Raw genomic sequence first — 19,701 nt, forward strand, 5'->3', positions numbered from 1 at the left:
GGACGTAGGAAATTCTTTGAATATATCAAACACTTCGGTTCAAACCGGGCAAAATACTACTCAAAATGTGCCAGTTCGTAAAAATGAAGGCTCGCTTTTTAAAAATCAGCCAAGCGTACAAACGCCTAGTGAGCAGAGCGTTTCAGAGACACTTGATAATGTTGGAAAACTCGTTGCAAGAATGCTTGATGATCTAAAAAGTGCTTCAAGTCTTAGCAAGGCTGAACAAATTTTATCTCAGGCAAAAGATACGAAAATCGCTCCAAATTTAGCAGGCGAGCTATCAGACCTTGCAAAAAGCTTAGAAGCAGAAGCAACGCAAAATGAAAGCCCTGAGATAAAGAGCCTTGCACTAAAACTAAAGGAATTTCTAAAACCAATAGCCGATCTAAAAGCTGGCTCACTAAATGACCAGATCAAAAACTCAGGCGTAATGCTTGAAGCAAATTTAAAAGATGCACTTAGTCCAGAGAAGCTTCCAAGCTCGGTTCAGAAGCTACTAAGCGATATAAAAAATCTCTCAAGCGGGAATTTGCTAAATCAAATTTTAACCCTAAATGATGAAAAATTAGACAATCAAAACTCTTTTTCAAAACTTGCTTCTATACTTGAAAAAGCGAGCAATGACGCAAAAAACATCCTTGATAACTCAAACATAAAAACGCTTTTAAAAGATGTTGATAAGCTTGATAGTGTGGTTAAATTTTTAGATAAAAATTTTTCAAAAGATCAAAATGGCGAGCTAGTAAAAAATCAAATAGGCAAAATGCAAAATTTCATCTCAAATTTAAGCGAGAAAGTCGCAAGCCTAGCAAATGAAAAGCTAAATCAAAATTTTGGTTTTAGCCAAAATCACAAAGAGCTAAAAACTATCCTTGATAGCATAAAAAACGATCTAAAAACGCTAAATAATATAGGCGATGAAGCAGGGCTTGTAAAAGCGTTTAATGAGATGAGCGATGTTTCAAAGGATGGCAGCTTGCAAGATAAGCTCCAAAGCGCGGCGAGACGTCTTGCTCATAGCCTAAGTCTTGTTGATGCTAAGGCAAGTTTGGCTAAAAATGAGCTAATTGAGAGCAAGGCACTTTTAAAGCAGTTAAATCTCGCTACAAACGATATAAATAATATTACGACTAAAAATAGCAGCGAAATTTCAAAGGTGCTAAGCCAAGATATAAAAAGTACGCTTTTAAATATCAGTGAAAAGAGTCAAAATCCGCAAAGCGTAAATGCTGCAAATAAGATGATTTCGCAGATTGAGATGCATCAAATGATATCAAGCCTTCAAGGCGGGATTCAAACCTATATGCCTTATATTTGGGACGGCGTTGAGGGTGGAAATATCGCATTTAAGCAAGGCAAAAAGGATAAATTTTACGCTCAGATCGATCTAAATTTTAAGAAATTTGGACAGATAAACGTGATGGTTGGACTTATTGATAAAAGGTATATTGATCTCTCGGTAGCTACGCAAACAAATGAGTTTAAGGAGCTAATCCTCTCAAACTCTAGCGAATTAAAACAAGCAATATCAAAGCTTGGACTTATAGTTTCAAACTTTAATATCAAAACTTTGTCAAAAGTAAAGCTAAATGATAGATTTAAAAAATTTGGCGGCCTTGATGTGGGCTTTGATAAGAAAATTTAATGCAAGTAAATAAGAAAAAAGCAGTAGCTCTTGGCTACAACAGATCTAAAGATAATGCTCCAAGAGTGCTGGCTAGTGGCGCTGGTGAGATAGCAAATAGAATAATTGATCTTGCAAAAGAACATGATATACCGATCAAAGAGGATCCTGATCTTATTGAAATTTTAAGCAAGGTTGAAGTTGATCAAGAAATTCCACCAAATTTATATAAAGCTGTTGCTGAAATTTTTAGCTTTTTATATAAGATCACAAAGAAATGATCTATAAATTTGCTTAAAAGTTAGCAAGGCATATAAAGAGTAGCGGGGATATTGACGATATACAAAAAAGTGGCGTAAGCTAAATATTAAATTAAAATTTTAAAGGCTATTTGTGGCACAAAAATTAATATTAATAGGAGCGTCTACTGGCGGGCCTGGGCATTTAAAAAAGTTATTAAAAAACGTAAAACTAAATGGAGCTATCATCGTGATAGCCCAGCACATGAATAAAATGTTTATAAACTCTTTTGCTATGCAAATCGGAAAAGAGTGTGGCTTGGATGTTGAAATTTTAAATGAGAGGAAAATTTTAAAAGAAAATACCGTATATGTCTGCGAACAAAATGTAGTGGTGTCGCCAAATTTACCAATCAGCGCAAAGCCAAATACAGAAGAAAAGACTATATATACGCCAAATGTTGATGTGTTGTTTAAATCTGGAGTTGGAATTTGCAAAAGTGCAAATGTCTTAGCTATCTTGCTAACTGGCATCGGAGACGATGGTGCATCTGGGCTTGATAAGCTTTATAAGGCTGGAGCAAAATGTATAGCTGAAAATGAAGAGAGCGCGATAGTTTATGGTATGCCAAAACGTGCAAAAGAGCTAAATCAAAGCTTAAAATCATTAAATCTAACTATGATAAAAAAAGAGCTGGAGGATTTTTTAAATGCTACTAACTAATGACGCAAAAGATACAAAAACAATGCAAACAAATACTCCACAAGATATGGATAGTTTTAATGAATTTATGAATGTTATCAAAACTCTTTGCGGAGTTGATCTGGAGCCAAAAAGAGATATTACGTTGCAGCGAATTACCATTTTTATTAGAGATCGCCAGATAAAAAGCTTTAAAGATCTTGTTTCGATGATAAGATATAACACAAGCTTACGACAAGATATTTTAAATCTAGTAACTGTAAATGAGACTTATTTTTATAGAGAGTTGCCTCAACTTAAAGATGTGATCTATTACGCAAAGGAGCTTGGAGGAGCTAGAATTTTATGTGCTCCTTGCTCTACTGGAGATGAGTCATATTCGCTTGCAATGCTTGCTTATGAGATGGGATTTAAACAGCATGAAATTTCAATCGTAGGTATAGATATAAACTCAGAAGCCATAGCAAGCTGTCAAAATGGTATTTTTAGTGAGAGGAGCTTGCATAGATTAAGCGATTTTCAAAAAGAGAGATTTTTTACAAAAGTTGATGATAAATTTAAGATAAAAAAAGAAAATTTACCAAGGTGCGAATTTAAAATTTTAAATGTTTTTGATGATGCTATTTTTAATCTAGGAAAATTTGATATCGTACTTTCAAGAAATATGATGATCTATTTTGATGATGATTTTAGATTAAAATGCGTTGAGAGGCTTCATAAATTGCTTAAGCCAGATGGTAGGCTTTACGCTGGGCACGCTGATCTTGTGCCTTACACTCCAGCTTATGAAAAGCGCTTTTCAAATGGAACTACCTACTATCTAAAAAAATAAAAATTTGCCAAGTCGCCTTTTAACTTAGGCGACTTAATTTAAAATCAATCACCTTATTTTGTAGCTTTTTAATACGATGTGATAGTAAAAAGCTCCTACAAAAAAGAGGCTTCCCATAAAACTCGCAATCATCTCAACGCTAAGTCCAATATCATAAAGCAGACCAATGATAAATGAAATGAGAGCGCTAAAGCCAAGAAAAACCATATCGTTATATGCAATCACTCGGCCATAAAATTCTTTTTTGCAGTTTTGTTGAAGCATTGTATAAGTGTAGCTCCAAAGACTTGATGTGCAAAATCCAGCAAAGATAATGCCAATAAGCGATAGATAAAAATTCCAAAGCGATAAAGCCCAAATGATGATACCAAGGCCTTGACCGATATATACGAAAATAAGCGTATTTTTATTTATAAATTTACTAAGTATGGCTGGAGCAAACATAAGTGAAATGGATCTTGAAGTATTTAATAGTCCTATAATTAATGATGTCGAGAGTAAATTTGCATATTTGTAATCAGCCAAAAGTGCGATCAATGCGTCATAAGCGGTAATGCCAACAAAGGCGTGCAAAAATATAAGATGCACGATGAGCCTATTTTCTTTTAGATATTTAAGCCCATTTTTGAGCATTTTTAGAGGCTTTTCTATAAATTCTGGCTTTAGACCTTGTAAATTTAAAAAGTATAAAAAACCAAAGCTAAGAATGTATAGTATGCCATCAAGCAAAAATGCACTTTTTATCCCAAAAAAGTGTATATAAACTCCAGCTAGCCCCATACCAGCAGTGTATGAGACCGCCCAGATGATAGAGTGGATCTCGTTTGCGAGTTTGAGATTTTCTTTGCTTAAAATTTTTGGCAGCACGCTCATCTCTACTTGAAAATACATTCCGCCAGTGCCATTTCTAACAAAAATGATGAGTAAAAGTAGCCATAAAAAATCAAGTGAGTCTATAAAAAGAAGCATGAAAACGCTTATCGTCTCAACTGTCATCATGATGACAAGCATTGGTTTTGGGCTAAATTTATCAACTAAAATTCCACTAAACGGAGCTATGACAACACCTGGGACAAATGCCATCGCTGCACTTAGCGTAATCGCCCAAACAGGAGCATCAAGCTTGATAAGAAGGGTAAAAATACCTGTGTGCGAAAACCATACGCCAAAATAGCATATAAGCTGAATGATGCTTAAGAGGCGAAAATTTTTCTCTTCTTTTAAAAGTTTAAGATATCCTTTCAACTTATTGATTCCACATTAGCGTTATTTGCTCTATCTTTGTCTCATCTGGGATATCGTTTAGGCTTGTTATCTCTTTGGTAAGTGGATTCTTTAGTGCGATTAGCATATCGTGGCTATCTATTTTTAGATAGATATTGTTTTTGTCACTACTAAATTTAGAGATAACAAGAGAATTTTTTATATCTTTGAAATTTGATTTAAGGCTGATATTTTCTGGAGTTTTAAACTCGTTTGAGTAAATTTCAATGCTTGTGATAATGCCATTTAGCAAGGTGTATTCAAAAATTCTTTCATTTTTGTTTGTTACGATGTAGCTGCTTTCTTTTTTTGTGTTATCCCGTTTTATGTTTTTTGAGCCATAAATTTTTATCACATCTCTATTTGCTGATTCGTTTGTCAGCTCTGCAAAAAAGCCTTTGCCAAAGAGATTTTTTTGATCTTTATCTTTTTTGTATCGTCCGCTTATATGAGCATTTTTACAAATTTTATCGTTTGCTACTAGAAAAATTGCATTATTTATCCTGTGTATGCTTAGAGCAATGCCTTTTTCATCTAAAAGGTAAAAAATTCCTTTATCGTAAATTAGCTCCGAATTAAACTCGCAAAGTGGCGAGCCATTTTTTAATGATGAATAAAAACTTATTTTCGCACCATTTTTGCTTGGTACGATTACGATATCTAAAAAACTATCTTTGTTTTTAAATTTATAAAATTTAGCAAAAAAACTATCTTTGTAAGCTTTATTTACCGGCTCGAAATTATAAATTTGAGCTAGCACGCCAACTCGCTTATTTTTCTTATCGTCAAGCTGAAGAAGTGAGTTTTTATTTGGCGCGAAGTAGCTAAGATTGCCATTTTCATCTTTTAAAATGATAGCACTGTCATCAACATCAAATGTGCCATTTTTTTCAACTAAGCTTATTTCTTTATCCATAGTAAGCATTGTTTTTGTGTAGGTTTTATCTTTATTTAGCGTAATGATAGTTTTTATGCCTTCGCAATTTGGGCAAGGCAAAATAGTGTGAAAACTACTATAAATTGAGTTTGGAAGTATTAGCTTTTCTGGCTTTTTGGGTGTATTTGCCTGAACTAGCGGTTTGTCTTCTTTTACTGTATTTTGTGTATTTTGTTTTGGCTCTAAATTTTCATTTTTTGCGCAACCAAGGATGAAAAATGAGATAAGTATGGCAAAAAGATATTTCATTTGCAACTCCTTAAAAATTGCAAAATTATATCATTTTGCCTTTAAAATTTATTTTACGCGTTTAAAGATGTATTTATCTTTTAGCTCGCCAGCGACCTCTTTTTGATCCATATCTAGCATTTTTAGGTTCTCGCCTTCTATTTTATAAAAGCTCTTTTCTTTATACTCATCAATCGTTGTTATCACGCCATTTTCGATTGAGTATTTGCCTTTGCTAACGGCTTTGTAGTTGTCTTTTGACTTATAGTCCATCACGCTTTCAAATGTGCCATCTTTTTTTAATGTTAGGCGTGAGTCAATACCCATGCAGCTAGCGCAAGGTAAAAATGCTTTATAAGTGCCCTCGATGCTGCTAATTCGAGCTTCACAGCTACTTTTTACTTCACATTTGCCTTGTGGGACGTTTGTGTTTTGGCTAGATGAGGCACAACTTGCCAAAAGTAGAGCCGCACTTAGTGCAAATATAAAATTTTTCATGCTAATCCTTTTTGAAAATAAAATTTAAAATGTATTATAATACTTAAGAAAATAACAAATTATAAATTAAAGGAGTAAAAATGCAAATCGAAGCATTTGGCGTTTTAGTCGTAGTTCTGGTTATCTTTGCGCTCTTGTTTTTAAAGGCTGGCATCAAGATCGTCTCACAAGCTGATAATCTACTCATCGAGCGACTTGGTAAATTTCACAAAGTGCTTGACGGCGGATTTCACATAATCATTCCATTTGTCGATCAAATAAGAGCGATAATCACCGTAAAAGAGCAGCTAGTAGATATTACAAAACAGCAAGTCATCACAAAAGATAACGTAAATATAAGCGTCGATGGTATCGTCTTTTTAAAGGTGTTTGATGCAAAAATGGCGGTTTATAATGTCGATAACTACAAGCGTGCCATTGCAAATTTAGCCATGACAACGCTTCGTGGCGAGATAGGCGCTATGAATCTTGACGATACACTAAGCTCACGTGACCGCCTAAATGCCGCACTTCAAGTGGCTCTTGGCGACGCTGCTGGCAACTGGGGTGTAAAGATCATGCGTGTAGAAATTTCTGAAATTTCTGTCCCACTTGGCATCGAAGAGGCGATGAATATGCAGATGAAAGCTGAGCGTGAAAAACGTGCGATCGAGCTAAAAGCATTGGCTGAAAAAGAGGCACTAATACGCAATGCCGAAGCGCTAAAACAAGAAAAAGTACTTCAGGCAGAGGCTATAGAGCGTATGGCTGATGCAAAAAAATACGAGCAAATCGCCATTGCAACAGCTCAAAAAGAGGCCATGGATATGATAAATGACAGCATGAGCAAAAATGCAAATGCTGCTGAATTTTTGCTTGCACGTGACAGGGTTGGGGCATTTAGCGAGCTAGCTAAAAATGGCTCAAAAGACAAAATTTTAGTCCCTTATGAAGCGACTGAACTCATCGGCTCGCTTAGCGTTTTAAAAAATTTCTTAGCTAAGGATAAGGCGTGATCAGCCCTTATATAATGATAGCAATCGGTGTAGTTTTGTGCATCACCGAGTTTATCTTTTTCTCGTTTTATTTGCTATTTTTTGGCATAGCTTTTATCGTAGTTGGAGCTATAAATTTTGGTTTTAGTTTTGCTTGGAGCTATCAAATTTTAATTACGGCGGCGATTGCGATCGTGCTCCTTGTGCTTTTAAAAGCGCCGTTAAAGAGTAAATTTATGTCCAGAAAAGAGAGCTTTAACGAGGAATTTTTAGACGAAGCCGGAGTTGGCGAGATCAGAGAAAATATGGTCTATTTCAAAGGTACTCTTTGGAAATATGATGGAAATTTAGCTAACGGAGAGAAGGTGACGGTCCTTGGCACCAAAGGTGACAAGGTGATATTAAAATAAAAGTGCCTTTTTGGCACTTTATCTATTTTGTGTGGGCTGGGCAGCCTTGCATATCGCCGTGCATTGGGCCTTGCATCATGCAGCCTTGATGGTAACAATCTTGTTTTTGCATATCGCTTTTTATCTCTTTATGATGAGGGCAACCGCAACCTTCGTGGCTTGCTGGCTTTGGCTCATTTTTAGCACAACCAACTAAAAATAGTCCGCAAATAACGGCAAATATCACCTTTTTCATAACTTGCTCCTTTAAAGAATTTCTCACATTTTAGCCTTTAAAAATTAATTTTTCATAACGCCTGATTTATCATATTTAAAAGCATTTTTAGCTAAACTTTCGCCCAAAAATAAGCAAAATAAAAGGTTAAATTTGAAAAGACTTAGTGTAAATGAGGCCATCGATCTTATAGAAAATGCACCGCTTCACGAGCTTGGCAAGATGGCGCTAGCCAGAAAAAAAGAGCTTCATCCAGAGGGCATTACGACCTTTATCGTAGATCGCAACATCAACTATACAAACGTCTGCTGGGTGGATTGTAAATTTTGCGCATTTTACCGCCACGCAAAAGAGGAAGACGCATACGTGCTAAGTTTTGAGGAGATCGGCAAGAAGATCGAGGAGCTAATCGCCATTGGCGGCACGCAAATTTTATTTCAAGGTGGCGTTCATCCAAAGCTAAAGATTGAGTGGTACGAGGAGCTCGTAAGCTACATAAGCAAACACTATCCAAGTATTACGATACATGGTTTTTCGGCTGTTGAGATTGACTATATCGCAAGAGTTTCAAAAATTTCTACAAAAGAGGTCTTAAGACGCCTAAACCAAAAGGGCCTATACTCGATGCCAGGGGCTGGAGCAGAAATTTTAAGCGACCGAGTGCGTGATATCATTGCGCCAAAAAAATGTGACACCGCAGACTGGCTTCGCATACACAAAGAGGCGCACGAGCTTGGCATGAAGACGACTGCGACGATGATGTTTGGCACGGTTGAGAGCACTCGTGAGATCGTGGAGCACTGGGAACATATCAGAAATTTACAAGACGAAACGGCTGGATTTAGAGCCTTTATACTTTGGAGTTTTCAAGGGCTAAATACAAAGCTCATGCAAGAATTTCCAGAGATCAAAAAGCAAAGCTCAAACGTCTATCTAAGGCTTCTTGCGGTTTCAAGGCTCTTTTTGGATAACTTTAAAAATATCCAAAGCAGCTGGGTTACACAGGGCAGCTACGTAGGCCAGCTAGCGCTTCTTTTTGGCGCAAATGACCTTGGTAGCACGATGATGGAAGAAAACGTCGTAAAGGCCGCAGGAGCTAGCTTTAGGATGAATCAAGATCAGATGATCGAGCTTATAAAAGATGTCGGAGAAATTCCAGCTAAGCGCAACACAAACTACGATATTTTGGAGAAATTTTAGATGAAAATTTTAGATATCAATGTAAAAAATATAAAAATTCCAGTCGTTTTTGAGAGCTCAAAAGCTATGCCGGTAGTGAGCCTCAGACTTGTTTTCAAAGCAGCCGGTAGCTCTCAAAATGGCAAGCTCGCAGGCCTTGCGAGACTTAGCGCAAATTTACTAAACGAGGGAGATATAAAGCTAGGATCGGCTAAATTTGCCAAAGAGCTTGAGGTAAGGGCGATTAGCCTAAATGCAAGCTGTGGCTTTGAGACATTCTGCATCGATCTAAACTGCCTAAAAGAACACTTTGGCTTTGCATGCGGCAAGCTAAAAGAGCTACTGCTCGCCCCAAATTTGACAGATGAGATCCTAAATAGGTGCAAAACCGTCACACTTGGCGAGATCGCAGCAAATGAAAACGACTTTGACTACGTGGCAAGGCAAGGGCTTTTTGAGCTTTTGTATCCAAAAAGCGTGCTTTCAGAGCCAAGTATCGGCACGAAAAAGAGCGTAAAAGCGATCACACTTGAAGATGTGAGGAAATTTTTAAATGAGCACTTAGACCTTTCAAATTTGCTTTGCGTGCTTGGTGGCGACATCGACGAGAAGCAGACAAAAGAGCTAGCTAGCGTTTTAGAAATTTTAAAACCTGGCAAGGTGCGAAAACTAGAGCGTTTTAGCCCAAGCAACAAGTGCGAAAGCAGCGAGATCATCAGACAAAGCGAGCAGGCATACATCTACTTTGGCGCGCCGTTTGATGTAAAGCCAGAGGAGAAATACAAGGCCGCAGTGGCGACATTTATTTTAGGCGAGGGTGGCTTTGGCTCGAGGCTCATGGAGGAGATACGCGTGAAAAGAGGCCTTGCATACAGCGCCTACGCTAGAAATTTGCTAAATCTCTCTTACAGCCAGCTATACGGCTACATGCAGACAAAAAATGAAAAAAAAGATGAGGCTATCGCTGTTATAAAAGAGGAAATTTTAAAATTTAGTAAAAAAGGCGTTAGCAAGGCCGAGCTCGAGCAGGCGAAGAAATTTTTACTTGGTTCGTTGCCACTTAGACTTGAGACGCTATTTAAGCGCCTTGACATCGCGCAGGGCGAGTTTTACGAACATGGCGAGCTTGGGGTATTTTTAAAGGACTTGGATAAAATTTCAGCCCTTTCGCTAAGCGAGCTAAATAGCTTCATAAAAGCCCACGCAGAGATAAACGAGCTAAGTTTTTACGTTTTAAAAAATGAAATTTGAAGCAAGCGACAGAGCAAAACTTCTAAAAATAGGCGTGCTTAGCCTACTTGACCTTGCTCTCGTGCTACCAAAGGGCTTTGAAGATACGACGATCGCTAAGAGCCCAAGAGAAGGGCAGGTCTGCATAAATGTAAAGATCACCTCACTCGCCTCGCGCCCTGGCATGCTAACGGCACTTGCCTTTTGTGAGCAGTGGCAAAGTAGCGTAAAGATCGTCATTTTTAACGCAAAGTCCTGGCACTACGGCGCTTTTAAGACAGGCAAAGAGATGGCGATATATGGGCTTTGCTCCTACGCCTTTGGCTCGTGGCAGATCGTAAATCCAAAAATCACCACAAAAGTAGGCCAGATAGTGCCTAAATTTAAGACCGAGCTAAAAGACGATGAAGTTAAAAAACTCGTTTTAAAATATATAAATTTACAAAATTTATTAGCCGAGGGCTTAAATGAAAAAGAGGCTAAATTTCTAGCTGATCTGCAAAGGCTAGATGAGCAAAGCGTACAAATTTTATATCACCTAAAAAATCATAATGAGGGCGCGCACATTTTAAAATTTGTGGAAATTTTTAACTACATAAAAAAGCTAAGTGCGAAAAAAACTTACTTTAAAAGCCCTAAAATAGAGCTTTTTGATATAAGCTCTTGGCTTAAGAGCTTGCCATTTATGCCGACAAACGACCAGATAAACGCGATAAATGATATAAGAGACGACCTTAGTGCCGTGCAGGCAAAAAGGCGCGTCATAATGGGCGATGTGGGAAGTGGCAAGACGCTAGTGATCTTAGCAGCAGCTCTTAGTGTATATCCGCAAAGTGCCATTTTGATGGCGCCAACAAGTATTTTAAGCGAGCAAATTTATAACGAAGCAAAGAGATTGCTGCCGCCATTTATGAATGTGATGCTGGTGCGAAGTGGGGAGAAAAAGATAGACTTTAGCGGTGTAAATTTGATCGTTGGCACGCATGCGCTGCTCTTTCACGAGCTACCAAATTCGCCGCTTGTCATGGTCGATGAGCAACACCGCTTTGGCTCAAATCAGCGCAAAAAGATAGAAGAGCTTGCCTCAAACGAGGACGAGCGAGCAAATTTCGTGCAGTTTTCAGCTACGCCCATACCAAGGACGTTAAGTTTAATTCAGTCTGAGATCGTAAATTTTAGCTTTTTAAAGCAGATGCCATTTAAGAAAAATATAACAAGCCAAATTTTGGGTGCTAGCGAGTTTGGCTATCTGCTCGCTCATATCAAAAAGCAGCTAGAAAATGGCTTTCAAGTGGCTATCATCTACCCGCTCGTTGAGAGCAGCGAGAGCTCAAACTACCAAAGCCTAAGCGAGGCGCAGGGCTTTTGGCTAAAGAATTTCAAAAATGTCTTTGTCACGCACGGCAAGGACAAAGAGAAAGAGGAAATTTTAAGGCGATTTAGAGAAGAGGGCGAAATTTTGCTCTCAACCACCGTTGTTGAGGTTGGCATTTCGCTGCCAAGGCTAAATACGATAGTGATCGTGGGCGCTGAGCGGCTAGGACTTGCCACGCTTCATCAGCTGCGCGGTAGAGTGGGGCGAAATGGCGGCGATGGATACTGCTTTTTATTTACCAAGCTAAAAGAGGCGCCAGCTAGGCTAAAAGAATTTTGCGCGACAAATGACGGCTTTAAGGTGGCCGAGCTTGATCTGAAAAACCGCCAAAGCGGCGATATACTAAATGGCTTTTTCCAGCATGGAGCGACCTTTAACTTCTACGACTACGAGGATGATATCACACAGGCCGCAAAGGCTAGAGTGGCGGCGCTTGCTAAAAATAACGCCTAGTTGCTTCTAATTTAACCTAAATTTTTGATTTGATTTTGCTAGCTTTAAATTTTAGTGGAGTAAATTTTAATAAAATTATTTTTTTACTCCACGCTCTTTACATACATTCTCGCATGGTATACCGTCATGATCGCGGTCAAAGCCACTGCGTCCACAGTTTCTTAGATAGTGATATGCTTCTTCACAACTCTTTATCTCTTTGCAGTAGCGTTTAGAGCAATCAAATTTATCAGCCGCATTTGCTATCAATGCAAAAAATAAAATCAAAATTAACTTTTTCATTTTTACTCCAAAGGCAGTATGTGTGAAATAACAAAAAGTACAAGAAGTGCTTTCAAAAGAATTTATCCTTTTGAAAGCAGATAAATTTAAAGTGGATAAGTTAGGCAACACTCTCTTTGCACTTTGTCGATGTAGCTCACGTTTAGATCGAGTCCATAAAGTTTACTTAAATTTTCACTTTTAATAATCTCGATGACTGAGCCAAACTCAACATTTCCATCACCTTTTACAAGTGCGACATATCCGCCAAGAAGCACAGCAAAGTCAGGGTTGTGAGTGGTTAGCACAACCGAGTAGCCAAGCTCTTTGAGCCATTTTACTGTGCGTAGGAATTTATACTGGTTGCCGTAGTCTAGAGCGCTCGTTGGCTCGTCAAATATGATCATCTTTGGCTGCGCAGCCATCGCACGAGCGATCATACACATTTGCTTTTGACCGCCACTCATCTGCGTGATGAAGCGATCCTCAAGATACTCGATCTCAAGCTTTTTGGTGTAAATTTTAGCGATCTCCTCGTCCTCTTTGCTAGGTCTTGCAAAGATACCAAGGTGCGCCGCACGACCCATTGTTATAAACTCAAGCCCGGTGTAGTCGTACTCTGTGATCTCGCTTTGAGCGACGTAGGCCATTATTTTTGCTCGGTCTTTATTACTTAGGCTATCTACGTTTTTGCCATCAAGGAAAATCTCTCCAGAAACTGGCTTTAGCGAGCCACTTATTAAGCCTAAAGTTGTTGATTTGCCAGCTCCATTTCGACCAAGAATGGTTAAAATCTCACCTGCACCTATCTTTAAATTTACATTTTCTAGTTTGCCAGCTCCATTTGGGTAGCTAAAGTTTAAATTTCTAACTTCAAGCATCACGCAACCTTTTTATTTCGCCACAAGACCCAGACGAAAAATACTGTGCCGATAAAGCCAGTAAGTACGCCAAGAGGCACTTCGCTCACGCTTATGCTACGAGCCAAGGTGTCCACAAATAGCAAAAATATCGCACCCATAAATATGCTTGCTGGCATGCTTTTTATGTTATTTGCACCAACTAGCATGCGCGCTAGGTGTGGCATGAGGAGCCCCACCCAAGCGACTATACCGCTTATGCAGACGCTGCATGCTGTAAGAAGCGTAGCGCAAATGATAACGATAGCACGCTCAAAAGCCACATTTACGCCAAGTCTAGCCGCACTCTCGTCGCCAAGAGAGAGTAAATTTATACGCCAGCTCATGGCGATTAGTAAAATGGCGCAGATGATCATCACTGGGGCTATAAATTTTAAATTCTCGCTATCAAGCTTTGCAAGGCTTCCAAGCTGCCAGTAGACGATGTCAGGTAGCTTTGTTTCAGGATCAGCGACATATTTTAAAAAGCCGATTATTGAGCCCATTAGGCCACTTACGATGATACCAGAAAGAACCAGCATAAGTGTGCTAGTGCGCCCCATCATCTTTGGTATGGCTAGAGTGATAGCAACAGCTGCTAGGCCAAAACCAAATGCAAAAGCCTGCACCCAAAATAGAGACAGATCAAAGATAATAGCAGTTGCAGCTCCTACGCAAGCACCTGCTGATACGCCAAGAAGATCAGGGCTTACTAGCTGGTTCTTAAAGACGCCTTGATAGGCAGCACCGCTCACGCTAAGAGCGGCACCGACTAAGATAGCTGCGATGATGCGAGGTATGCGCAAATTTTCTATCACATTTGTGATGTTGCTAGCTGCGCCATCGTCAAAGCCAAAGCTGTGAGCTAGCACGCTAAAGACGTCGTTAAAAGGTATGTAAAATCTACCAACGCCAAGTGCGACAAAGGCGCAAACAAGCGTTAGTAGAGCTAAAAATATAGCAACTAATGAAAAATTTGCGTTTTTCATATATTATTTGCTGCTGCCGTCAGGGTTTAGACCTTTTAGCATGTAGCCATACTCGGTGTCGCTAAGCTCGTGGCCTAAGAACTCTTTGTAAAACTCTTTTGTTTTTGCTTTCATGTCTAGGTTTTTGAAAAGATCAGGTTGAATAGTTTTTGCTGCCCATAAAATTTGAAGCACGCTTTCAGCGCCATATCTATCCCAAGCAAATACACCTTTTGGATTGCCGTAAATTTTGCCATTTTTCACAGCGTTTGAACCTGAAAATGCAGGGTGTTCTTTAACATTTTTGATCAAAGCGTCTGTGTCGTTGCCGCCAACGATGATGATATCAGGGTTTGCATTGATGATCTCTTCAGCTGTAAGCTCGATCATAGAGCCCTCTTTTGATACTGCGTTTTTGCCGCCAGCTAAATTTATCCAAGTGTTTTGGATAGTGTTTGTGCCATCAACTTTTAATAAATTTGCTCCGCCAAGAAGGTGAAGTACTTTTGGGCGTTTGTCAGCTGGGATATTTTTTGTTTTGGCTTCTACAAATTTTGAGTTCTCATGGATGTTGTTTGATAGCTTTTCGGCCAAAGCTCTAGCCTTGTCAGTGCCGATAACTTCAGCTGTTGCATAGATACTTTTTTCCATATCTGGATAGTCTCTATATATCATATTTACCGCGCTAAAGCCATTTTTAGTAAGCTCTTCTTGGTAGTTTTTGCTAGAAACTATGACAACATCAGGTGCTAGCTTAACTAGCTCTTCTACTTGAATATCTTTGCCATTTAACGCAGCTGGTAGGTCTTTTACTTTTGGATAGACAAGGGCAAACCATTTGTTTTTCTTGATAAGATCTGTGGTGGTGATCACTTTATCCATACCGCCAAGTGCTAGGATGATCTCGTTGTTTGCGTGCCAAAGTGCAGCTATTTTTTCAACTTTTTCAGGCACGCTTACTTTTACGCCTTTCATATCTGTGATGCTTCTAGCAGACTCAGCTGCGTTTAGGCTAAGAGCCATAAATAGTGAAGCAACAAGGCTAAATTTGGTTACTTTATGCATAAAATTTGTTTGCATATTTTTTCCTTTATTTTTGAAGTATAAACATGTATGTTAATAATATTTATATTAATTCTATGTAAATTTTGCATATACATTATGAAGAATTTGCATATATTGTAAATTCTTATAAAACTAATGGGATAAATTCTCTCCTTTTATTGACATATGTCATTATTTGCTTTTTTAAAATGAGATAAACTTCGCCTTAAAATTTTTAAAAAAAGGAGAATCAATGCGTGAATACAAAAAGTATTGGCTAGCACTTGTTGCAGTACTAGTAATTTGCTTTAGTATTTTAGGCTACTACGGCGTTGAGGTTTATAGAAGCTCGCCACCAGTTGTAAATTTTACAGATGAGAATGGCAATGTCGTGATCGACAAAGAGAGCATCTATAAAGGTCAAGAGGCCTGGCAAAGCATAGGAGGTATGCAAGTTGGCTCTGTTTGGGGACACGGCGCATATCAAGCACCTGATTGGAGTGCGGACTGGCTTCATAAAGAGTTAGTTATATTTTTAGAGTTAAAAGCAGATGAAATTTATCACTCAAAATATGCTGACTTGAATGACGAGCAAAAGGCAAATCTAAAAGTTCTACTTAAAAAAGAGTACCGAGAAAATGGCGTAAAAGACGATAAGATCGTACTTAGTAGTGATAGATTAAAGGCTATGAAACAAGTAAGCCAAGAGTATTCGTCACTTTTTGGAAATGACCCTAAGTTTAAATCTTTAAGAGAAGCTTATGCGATGAAAGAGAATACTCTTCCAAATGCTTCTGATAGAGATGATCTTAATAACTTTTTCTTCTGGTCAGCCTGGGCAACCGCAGCAAACAGACCTAACAGCGATGCTACATACACAAACAACTGGCCACATGAGCCACTAATCGATAATGTACCAACAAGCGAAAATATCTTTTGGTCAATCGCAAGCGTTGTAATACTTATTGCTGGTATTGGATTTCTTGTTTGGTTTAGCTCTTTTTATGGTAAAAAAGATGATGAAAAGTTGGAAGCTATTAGCGAGGATCCGCTTAGTAAATTAAGCCTAACTCCATCTCAAAAAGCTCTTAAAAAATATCTTTTTGTAACTTTGGCTCTTTTTGCATTTCAAATTTTAATAGGTGGCTTTACGGCTCACTATACAGTCGAAGGACAAGAATTTTACGGTATAAACTTATCAGCTTATATTCCTTATTCACTTGCTAGAACATGGCACATTCAGGCTAGTATTTTCTGGATTGCGACAGGATTTTTAGCAGGCGGTCTTTTCCTAGCACCTATTATAAATGGCGGTAAAGATCCAAAATTCCAAAAGCTTGGCGTAGATTTATTATTTTACGCACTACTAATCCTTGTAGTTGGTAGTTTTGCTGGCGAGTATTTAGCGATCGCAAATATTATGCCTATAAATTTAAGCTTCTGGTTTGGACATCAAGGATATGAATATATCGAGCTTGGACGTGTTTGGCAAATTATTTTATTTGTCGGTCTTGTCATTTGGATGCTACTTTTACTTCGCGGATTTATTGGCGGATTCAAGAACAAAGGTGACAAAAATTTACTTGCTATCTTTGCAGCTTCAGCTGTTGCAGTTGGATTATTTTACGGAGCAGGATTATTTTACGGCCAAAGAAGTCCACTTCCAGTAATGGAATACTGGCGCTGGTGGGTTGTACACCTTTGGGTTGAAGGCTTTTTTGAGGTCTTTGCTACCGCTTCACTTGCTTTTGTGTTTGTTAGTCTTGGTCTTGTTTCAAAGAGATTTGCTACGTTTTCAACGCTTGCAAGTGCATCACTTTTCCTAGTAGGCGGAATTCCAGGAACTTTCCACCACTTATATTTTGCGGGTACTACAACACCTATAATGGCAGTTGGTGCTAGCTTCTCAGCACTTGAGGTAGTTCCTCTTGTATTGCTTGGCGCCGAAGCTTATGAGCACTATAGACTTCAGTTTGCTCAAACTTGGGCTAAGACATTAAAATGGCCACTTTACTGCTTTATAGCAGTTGCTTTCTGGAATATGCTAGGTGCTGGTGTATTTGGATTTTTAATCAATCCTCCAATTTCACTATTTTATATCCAAGGCCTAAATACGACTCCAGTTCACGGACATGCTGCACTATTTGGTGTTTATGGATTTTTGGCACTTGGATTTGTTTGGCTAGTAGCTACTTATCTATTCAAAGGTCAAGAATTTGATGAAAAACTTATGAAAGTAGGTTTTTGGGGCCTAAATATAGGTCTTATGCTAATGATCGTACTTTCGTTGCTTCCAATAGGAATTTATCAAGCATTTGCGAGCCTAGAGCATGGTATGTGGTATGCAAGAAGCGCTGAGCTTTTACAACAATCACACTTGCAAAATTTAAGATGGGTAAGAATGATTGGCGATACGATTTTAATAATCGGTGGAATCAGCTTCTTTGCGCAACTTCTAAAATTCATGCTTAATAAAAAAGCTTAAAACTAAAGGGGTATTTTGCCCCTTTATTAAGCTATCTTTTCATAAAATAACGCAAATTTAAAGGAAAGAAATGATTACATTTTTTAAAAGAATTTGCGTTATTTTTATCGTACTCTTACACTCTTTTTTAGCTCTTGTAGTTGATTATTCATTTCCACACTATGCAAATGTGCAAATCACAGGTGGCGATGTCAAACGTATGGACAAAGATGGTATCATTGATGCTAAAAATCCAGCTGATGGCCCTACTAGAGATGTTTATTTTGTCTACACTAAAGATTCTAATAATTCAAATAAAGTCATGGCTTATAGAAATGAAGATACTGCATGGGGATTTCCGTTTTATTTTAAATTTAACTCAGCTGATGTACAAGCCAAAGCTCAAGGCTTTGCAAATAGCGATAAAAACGTAACTGTAAAATATTATGGATATAGAATTTCTATGCTTCAAGAGTTTAGAAATGTCATCTCACTAAAAGAGAGCGGTACTGATACTAGTTGGCCGGTAGCTAGCTATGTATTTTACTTTATCTTATTTATCTCGCTAATCATTTGGATAAGAAAGATAAATAAGGCCTTTAGACCAAAAACTAGTGAAAATTTAGAGAAATAGATAGTATTTGTTTTAGTTATTTGATATTTTAAAAATCAAAAAGAGAGCTTTATCTCTCTTTTATCTTTAAAAATTTCTAGTACTATCAAACATTTTTAGCTCGTTTGCTCTGTTTCGCTATTTGTCGTATTTCCATACGCTTTTCCAGTCCATAAAAAATTCCATATCTTGATGCTTACAATTATTTTTTAAAAAATACTTACTTTTTTACAGCACTTACTTCTTTGCCGTGCTCTCCACCAGCTGTAACTTAGTTTATGTCGTTTTAATTTATTTTGCCTCTTCTAAAAGTGGCTCACATGAAAGCCCGCCTTGTATCTACATCTATCTTATGCAAGGATATCTATTCCGTAAAATTTTAGGCACTTTTTGATTTTAAAGTACTCTTTCATTATGTTTGGACGTTGAGTTAAAAACCAAAATTGATAATTTGATAAGGTTTTGATAACTCTAATAATCTAATCAACAAAGCTAAATGAAAACTACTCATAAAATTTATAAAAATATAGTTGGATTTTTAATGCTTAAAGGTTCACTCAAATACTTGGGTAAAATTTCAAATTTAAAACCATCTTGATAGAGCTTAACACCTTTTTAAAAATTTAAAGCCATTTGCTAGCGTATCAGTTTTTATAACAGGACTTTTTAGATTTTAGAAAGAAAATTTATAGTGAATTAGCATAAATTTTAGGGGCAAAGCTGCCCCTGTTTTTAGTAAAGACCGAAAGTTCCGTCTGTTCTTTTGTAGATGACGCGCATTTTGGCATCAACATCGTTAAATACGTAAAATTGTTTATCGCTTGATTTTAGTTTATCAAGCGCCTCTTCGACCTCAAGTGGTTTATAAATTTCAAGCTCCATAGGTACGATCTCCTCGACACCTTCGATCTTTTCTTCGCCTATTCTTGAGCGGAATTCTTTGTCGTCAGCCTTGCCTTTTACGGTAAATTTCTTATCATGCTCTCTTCTTAAAACTTTTGATGCTTTTTCGATAGCAAGATCGATCGCAGCATAAAGGTCTTTATCTTTTTGGCGAACGACTATCGTATCTTTATGAGCCATATTTAGAGAAAATTCTGCATTAAAGCCTTTTTTTCCTTGTTTTTCATCGGCTGCTACAACACATCTTGCTGAGATGATGTCGAGATTGTATTTGCCAAGAGTATCAAAAGCGTCTTGGATATAGTTTTTGATTGGCTCTGTTAGCTCAAATTGTTTTCCTACAATGCTTATGTTCATCGTAATCTCCTTTATAGAAAGTAAGATGAT

20 protein-coding genes are annotated in these 19,701 nt (G+C 37.8%); 11 read left to right on the forward strand and 9 right to left on the reverse strand.

Annotation, left to right across the window (positions count from 1 at the left end):
- The first annotated feature begins 16 nt into the window (after window positions 1-16).
- From CYP54_RS06995 to CYP54_RS07010, 4 genes are all read left to right on the forward strand, one after another.
- Window positions 17-1,648: a flagellar hook-length control protein FliK gene (locus tag CYP54_RS06995; RefSeq protein WP_181001544.1), complete on the forward strand. Its 1,632-nt coding sequence runs from the start codon at window positions 17-19 to the stop codon at window positions 1,646-1,648.
- On the forward strand, window positions 1,648-1,908 hold the full coding sequence (locus CYP54_RS07000) for a FlhB-like flagellar biosynthesis protein (RefSeq protein WP_021090972.1): 261 nt from the start codon (window positions 1,648-1,650) through the stop codon (window positions 1,906-1,908). The genes CYP54_RS06995 and CYP54_RS07000 overlap by 1 nt, the downstream gene beginning before the upstream one ends.
- A 112-nt stretch (window positions 1,909-2,020) precedes the next feature.
- Complete coding sequence (locus CYP54_RS07005) at window positions 2,021-2,590, forward strand: CheB methylesterase domain-containing protein (RefSeq protein WP_103576374.1); 570 nt, start codon at window positions 2,021-2,023, stop codon at window positions 2,588-2,590.
- Window positions 2,577-3,401 (forward strand): CheR family methyltransferase, encoded by an 825-nt coding sequence (locus tag CYP54_RS07010; RefSeq protein WP_103576375.1) that lies wholly within the window; start codon window positions 2,577-2,579, stop codon window positions 3,399-3,401. Before CYP54_RS07005 ends, CYP54_RS07010 begins: the two co-directional genes overlap by 14 nt.
- Window positions 3,402-3,449: 48 nt before the next feature.
- Here CYP54_RS07010 and CYP54_RS07015 read toward each other — a convergent pair whose 3' ends face one another.
- The 3 genes from CYP54_RS07015 to CYP54_RS07025 are packed head-to-tail and all read right to left on the reverse strand — an operon-like array spanning window position 3,450 to window position 6,327.
- A complete protein-coding gene (locus CYP54_RS07015; RefSeq protein WP_103604706.1) occupies window positions 3,450-4,646 on the reverse strand; it encodes an MFS transporter in 1,197 nt (398 codons plus the stop codon).
- Window position 4,647: 1 nt separating this feature from the next.
- The gene (locus CYP54_RS07020; protein WP_103604707.1) at window positions 4,648-5,850 is read right to left on the reverse strand and encodes a copper resistance protein NlpE; all 1,203 of its coding nucleotides are present in this window, start codon (window positions 5,848-5,850) and stop codon (window positions 4,648-4,650) included.
- Between the two features lie 48 nt (window positions 5,851-5,898).
- Entirely contained in the window at window positions 5,899-6,327 is a 429-nt protein-coding gene (locus CYP54_RS07025; RefSeq protein ID WP_103604708.1) for a copper resistance protein NlpE, read from the reverse strand.
- 80 nt (window positions 6,328-6,407) lie between these two features.
- Between CYP54_RS07025 and CYP54_RS07030 the strand changes: the two genes are divergently transcribed.
- Both CYP54_RS07030 and CYP54_RS07035 read left to right on the forward strand, forming a co-directional pair.
- Window positions 6,408-7,322 (forward strand): SPFH domain-containing protein, encoded by a 915-nt coding sequence (locus tag CYP54_RS07030; RefSeq protein WP_103604709.1) that lies wholly within the window; start codon window positions 6,408-6,410, stop codon window positions 7,320-7,322.
- Entirely contained in the window at window positions 7,319-7,711 is a 393-nt protein-coding gene (locus CYP54_RS07035; protein ID WP_103604710.1) for an NfeD family protein, read from the forward strand. Before CYP54_RS07030 ends, CYP54_RS07035 begins: the two co-directional genes overlap by 4 nt.
- 22 nt (window positions 7,712-7,733) lie before the next feature.
- Here the strand turns inward: CYP54_RS07035 and CYP54_RS07040 are convergent, their stop codons facing one another.
- On the reverse strand, window positions 7,734-7,973 hold the full coding sequence (locus tag CYP54_RS07040; protein ID WP_258033706.1) for a hypothetical protein: 240 nt from the start codon (window positions 7,971-7,973) through the stop codon (window positions 7,734-7,736).
- A 105-nt stretch (window positions 7,974-8,078) separates the two neighbouring features.
- Between CYP54_RS07040 and CYP54_RS07045 the strand changes: the two genes are divergently transcribed.
- From CYP54_RS07045 to recG, 3 genes are read left to right on the forward strand one after another with little or no spacing between them, the layout of a single operon-like run.
- Window positions 8,079-9,125 carry a dehypoxanthine futalosine cyclase gene (locus tag CYP54_RS07045; protein ID WP_103604712.1) on the forward strand — a complete coding sequence of 349 codons (1,047 nt, stop codon included), beginning with the start codon at window positions 8,079-8,081 and terminating at the stop codon, window positions 9,123-9,125.
- A complete protein-coding gene (locus tag CYP54_RS07050; protein WP_103604713.1) occupies window positions 9,126-10,355 on the forward strand; it encodes a M16 family metallopeptidase in 1,230 nt (409 codons plus the stop codon). It abuts the gene before it with no gap.
- Complete coding sequence (gene recG, locus CYP54_RS07055; protein WP_103604714.1) at window positions 10,345-12,162, forward strand: ATP-dependent DNA helicase RecG; 1,818 nt, start codon at window positions 10,345-10,347, stop codon at window positions 12,160-12,162. Before CYP54_RS07050 ends, recG begins: the two co-directional genes overlap by 11 nt.
- A 75-nt stretch (window positions 12,163-12,237) precedes the next feature.
- Here the strand turns inward: recG and CYP54_RS07060 are convergent, their stop codons facing one another.
- The 4 genes from CYP54_RS07060 to CYP54_RS07075 form a co-directional block, all read right to left on the reverse strand.
- A complete protein-coding gene (locus tag CYP54_RS07060; protein ID WP_103604715.1) occupies window positions 12,238-12,444 on the reverse strand; it encodes an excalibur calcium-binding domain-containing protein in 207 nt (68 codons plus the stop codon).
- 86 nt (window positions 12,445-12,530) lie between these two features.
- On the reverse strand, window positions 12,531-13,304 hold the full coding sequence (locus tag CYP54_RS07065) for an ABC transporter ATP-binding protein (RefSeq protein WP_103604716.1): 774 nt from the start codon (window positions 13,302-13,304) through the stop codon (window positions 12,531-12,533).
- Window positions 13,304-14,311 carry a FecCD family ABC transporter permease gene (locus tag CYP54_RS07070; RefSeq protein WP_103604717.1) on the reverse strand — a complete coding sequence of 336 codons (1,008 nt, stop codon included), beginning with the start codon at window positions 14,309-14,311 and terminating at the stop codon, window positions 13,304-13,306. Before CYP54_RS07070 ends, CYP54_RS07065 begins: the two co-directional genes overlap by 1 nt.
- Before the next feature lie 3 nt (window positions 14,312-14,314).
- On the reverse strand, window positions 14,315-15,370 hold the full coding sequence (locus CYP54_RS07075; protein WP_103604718.1) for an ABC transporter substrate-binding protein: 1,056 nt from the start codon (window positions 15,368-15,370) through the stop codon (window positions 14,315-14,317).
- Window positions 15,371-15,587: 217 nt separating this feature from the next.
- On the opposite strand from CYP54_RS07075, the gene CYP54_RS07080 reads away from it, so the two are divergent.
- Together CYP54_RS07080 and CYP54_RS07085 are read left to right on the forward strand one after the other, a co-directional pair.
- Window positions 15,588-17,819 carry a nitric-oxide reductase large subunit gene (locus tag CYP54_RS07080; RefSeq protein WP_103604719.1) on the forward strand — a complete coding sequence of 744 codons (2,232 nt, stop codon included), beginning with the start codon at window positions 15,588-15,590 and terminating at the stop codon, window positions 17,817-17,819.
- Window positions 17,820-17,889: 70 nt separating this feature from the next.
- Window positions 17,890-18,432, forward strand: coding sequence for a DUF1523 family protein (locus tag CYP54_RS07085; RefSeq protein WP_103604720.1), 543 nt, complete (start codon window positions 17,890-17,892; stop codon window positions 18,430-18,432).
- Between the two features lie 711 nt (window positions 18,433-19,143).
- On the opposite strand, the gene hpf is transcribed toward CYP54_RS07085, so the two are convergent.
- A complete protein-coding gene (gene hpf, locus CYP54_RS07090) occupies window positions 19,144-19,671 on the reverse strand; it encodes a ribosome hibernation-promoting factor, HPF/YfiA family (protein WP_087579818.1) in 528 nt (175 codons plus the stop codon).
- Between the last annotated feature and the right edge of the window lie 30 nt (window positions 19,672-19,701).

Source organism: Campylobacter concisus, assembly GCF_002914005.1.
In the GTDB taxonomy this organism is placed as follows: Bacteria; Campylobacterota; Campylobacteria; order Campylobacterales; family Campylobacteraceae; genus Campylobacter_A; species Campylobacter_A concisus_N.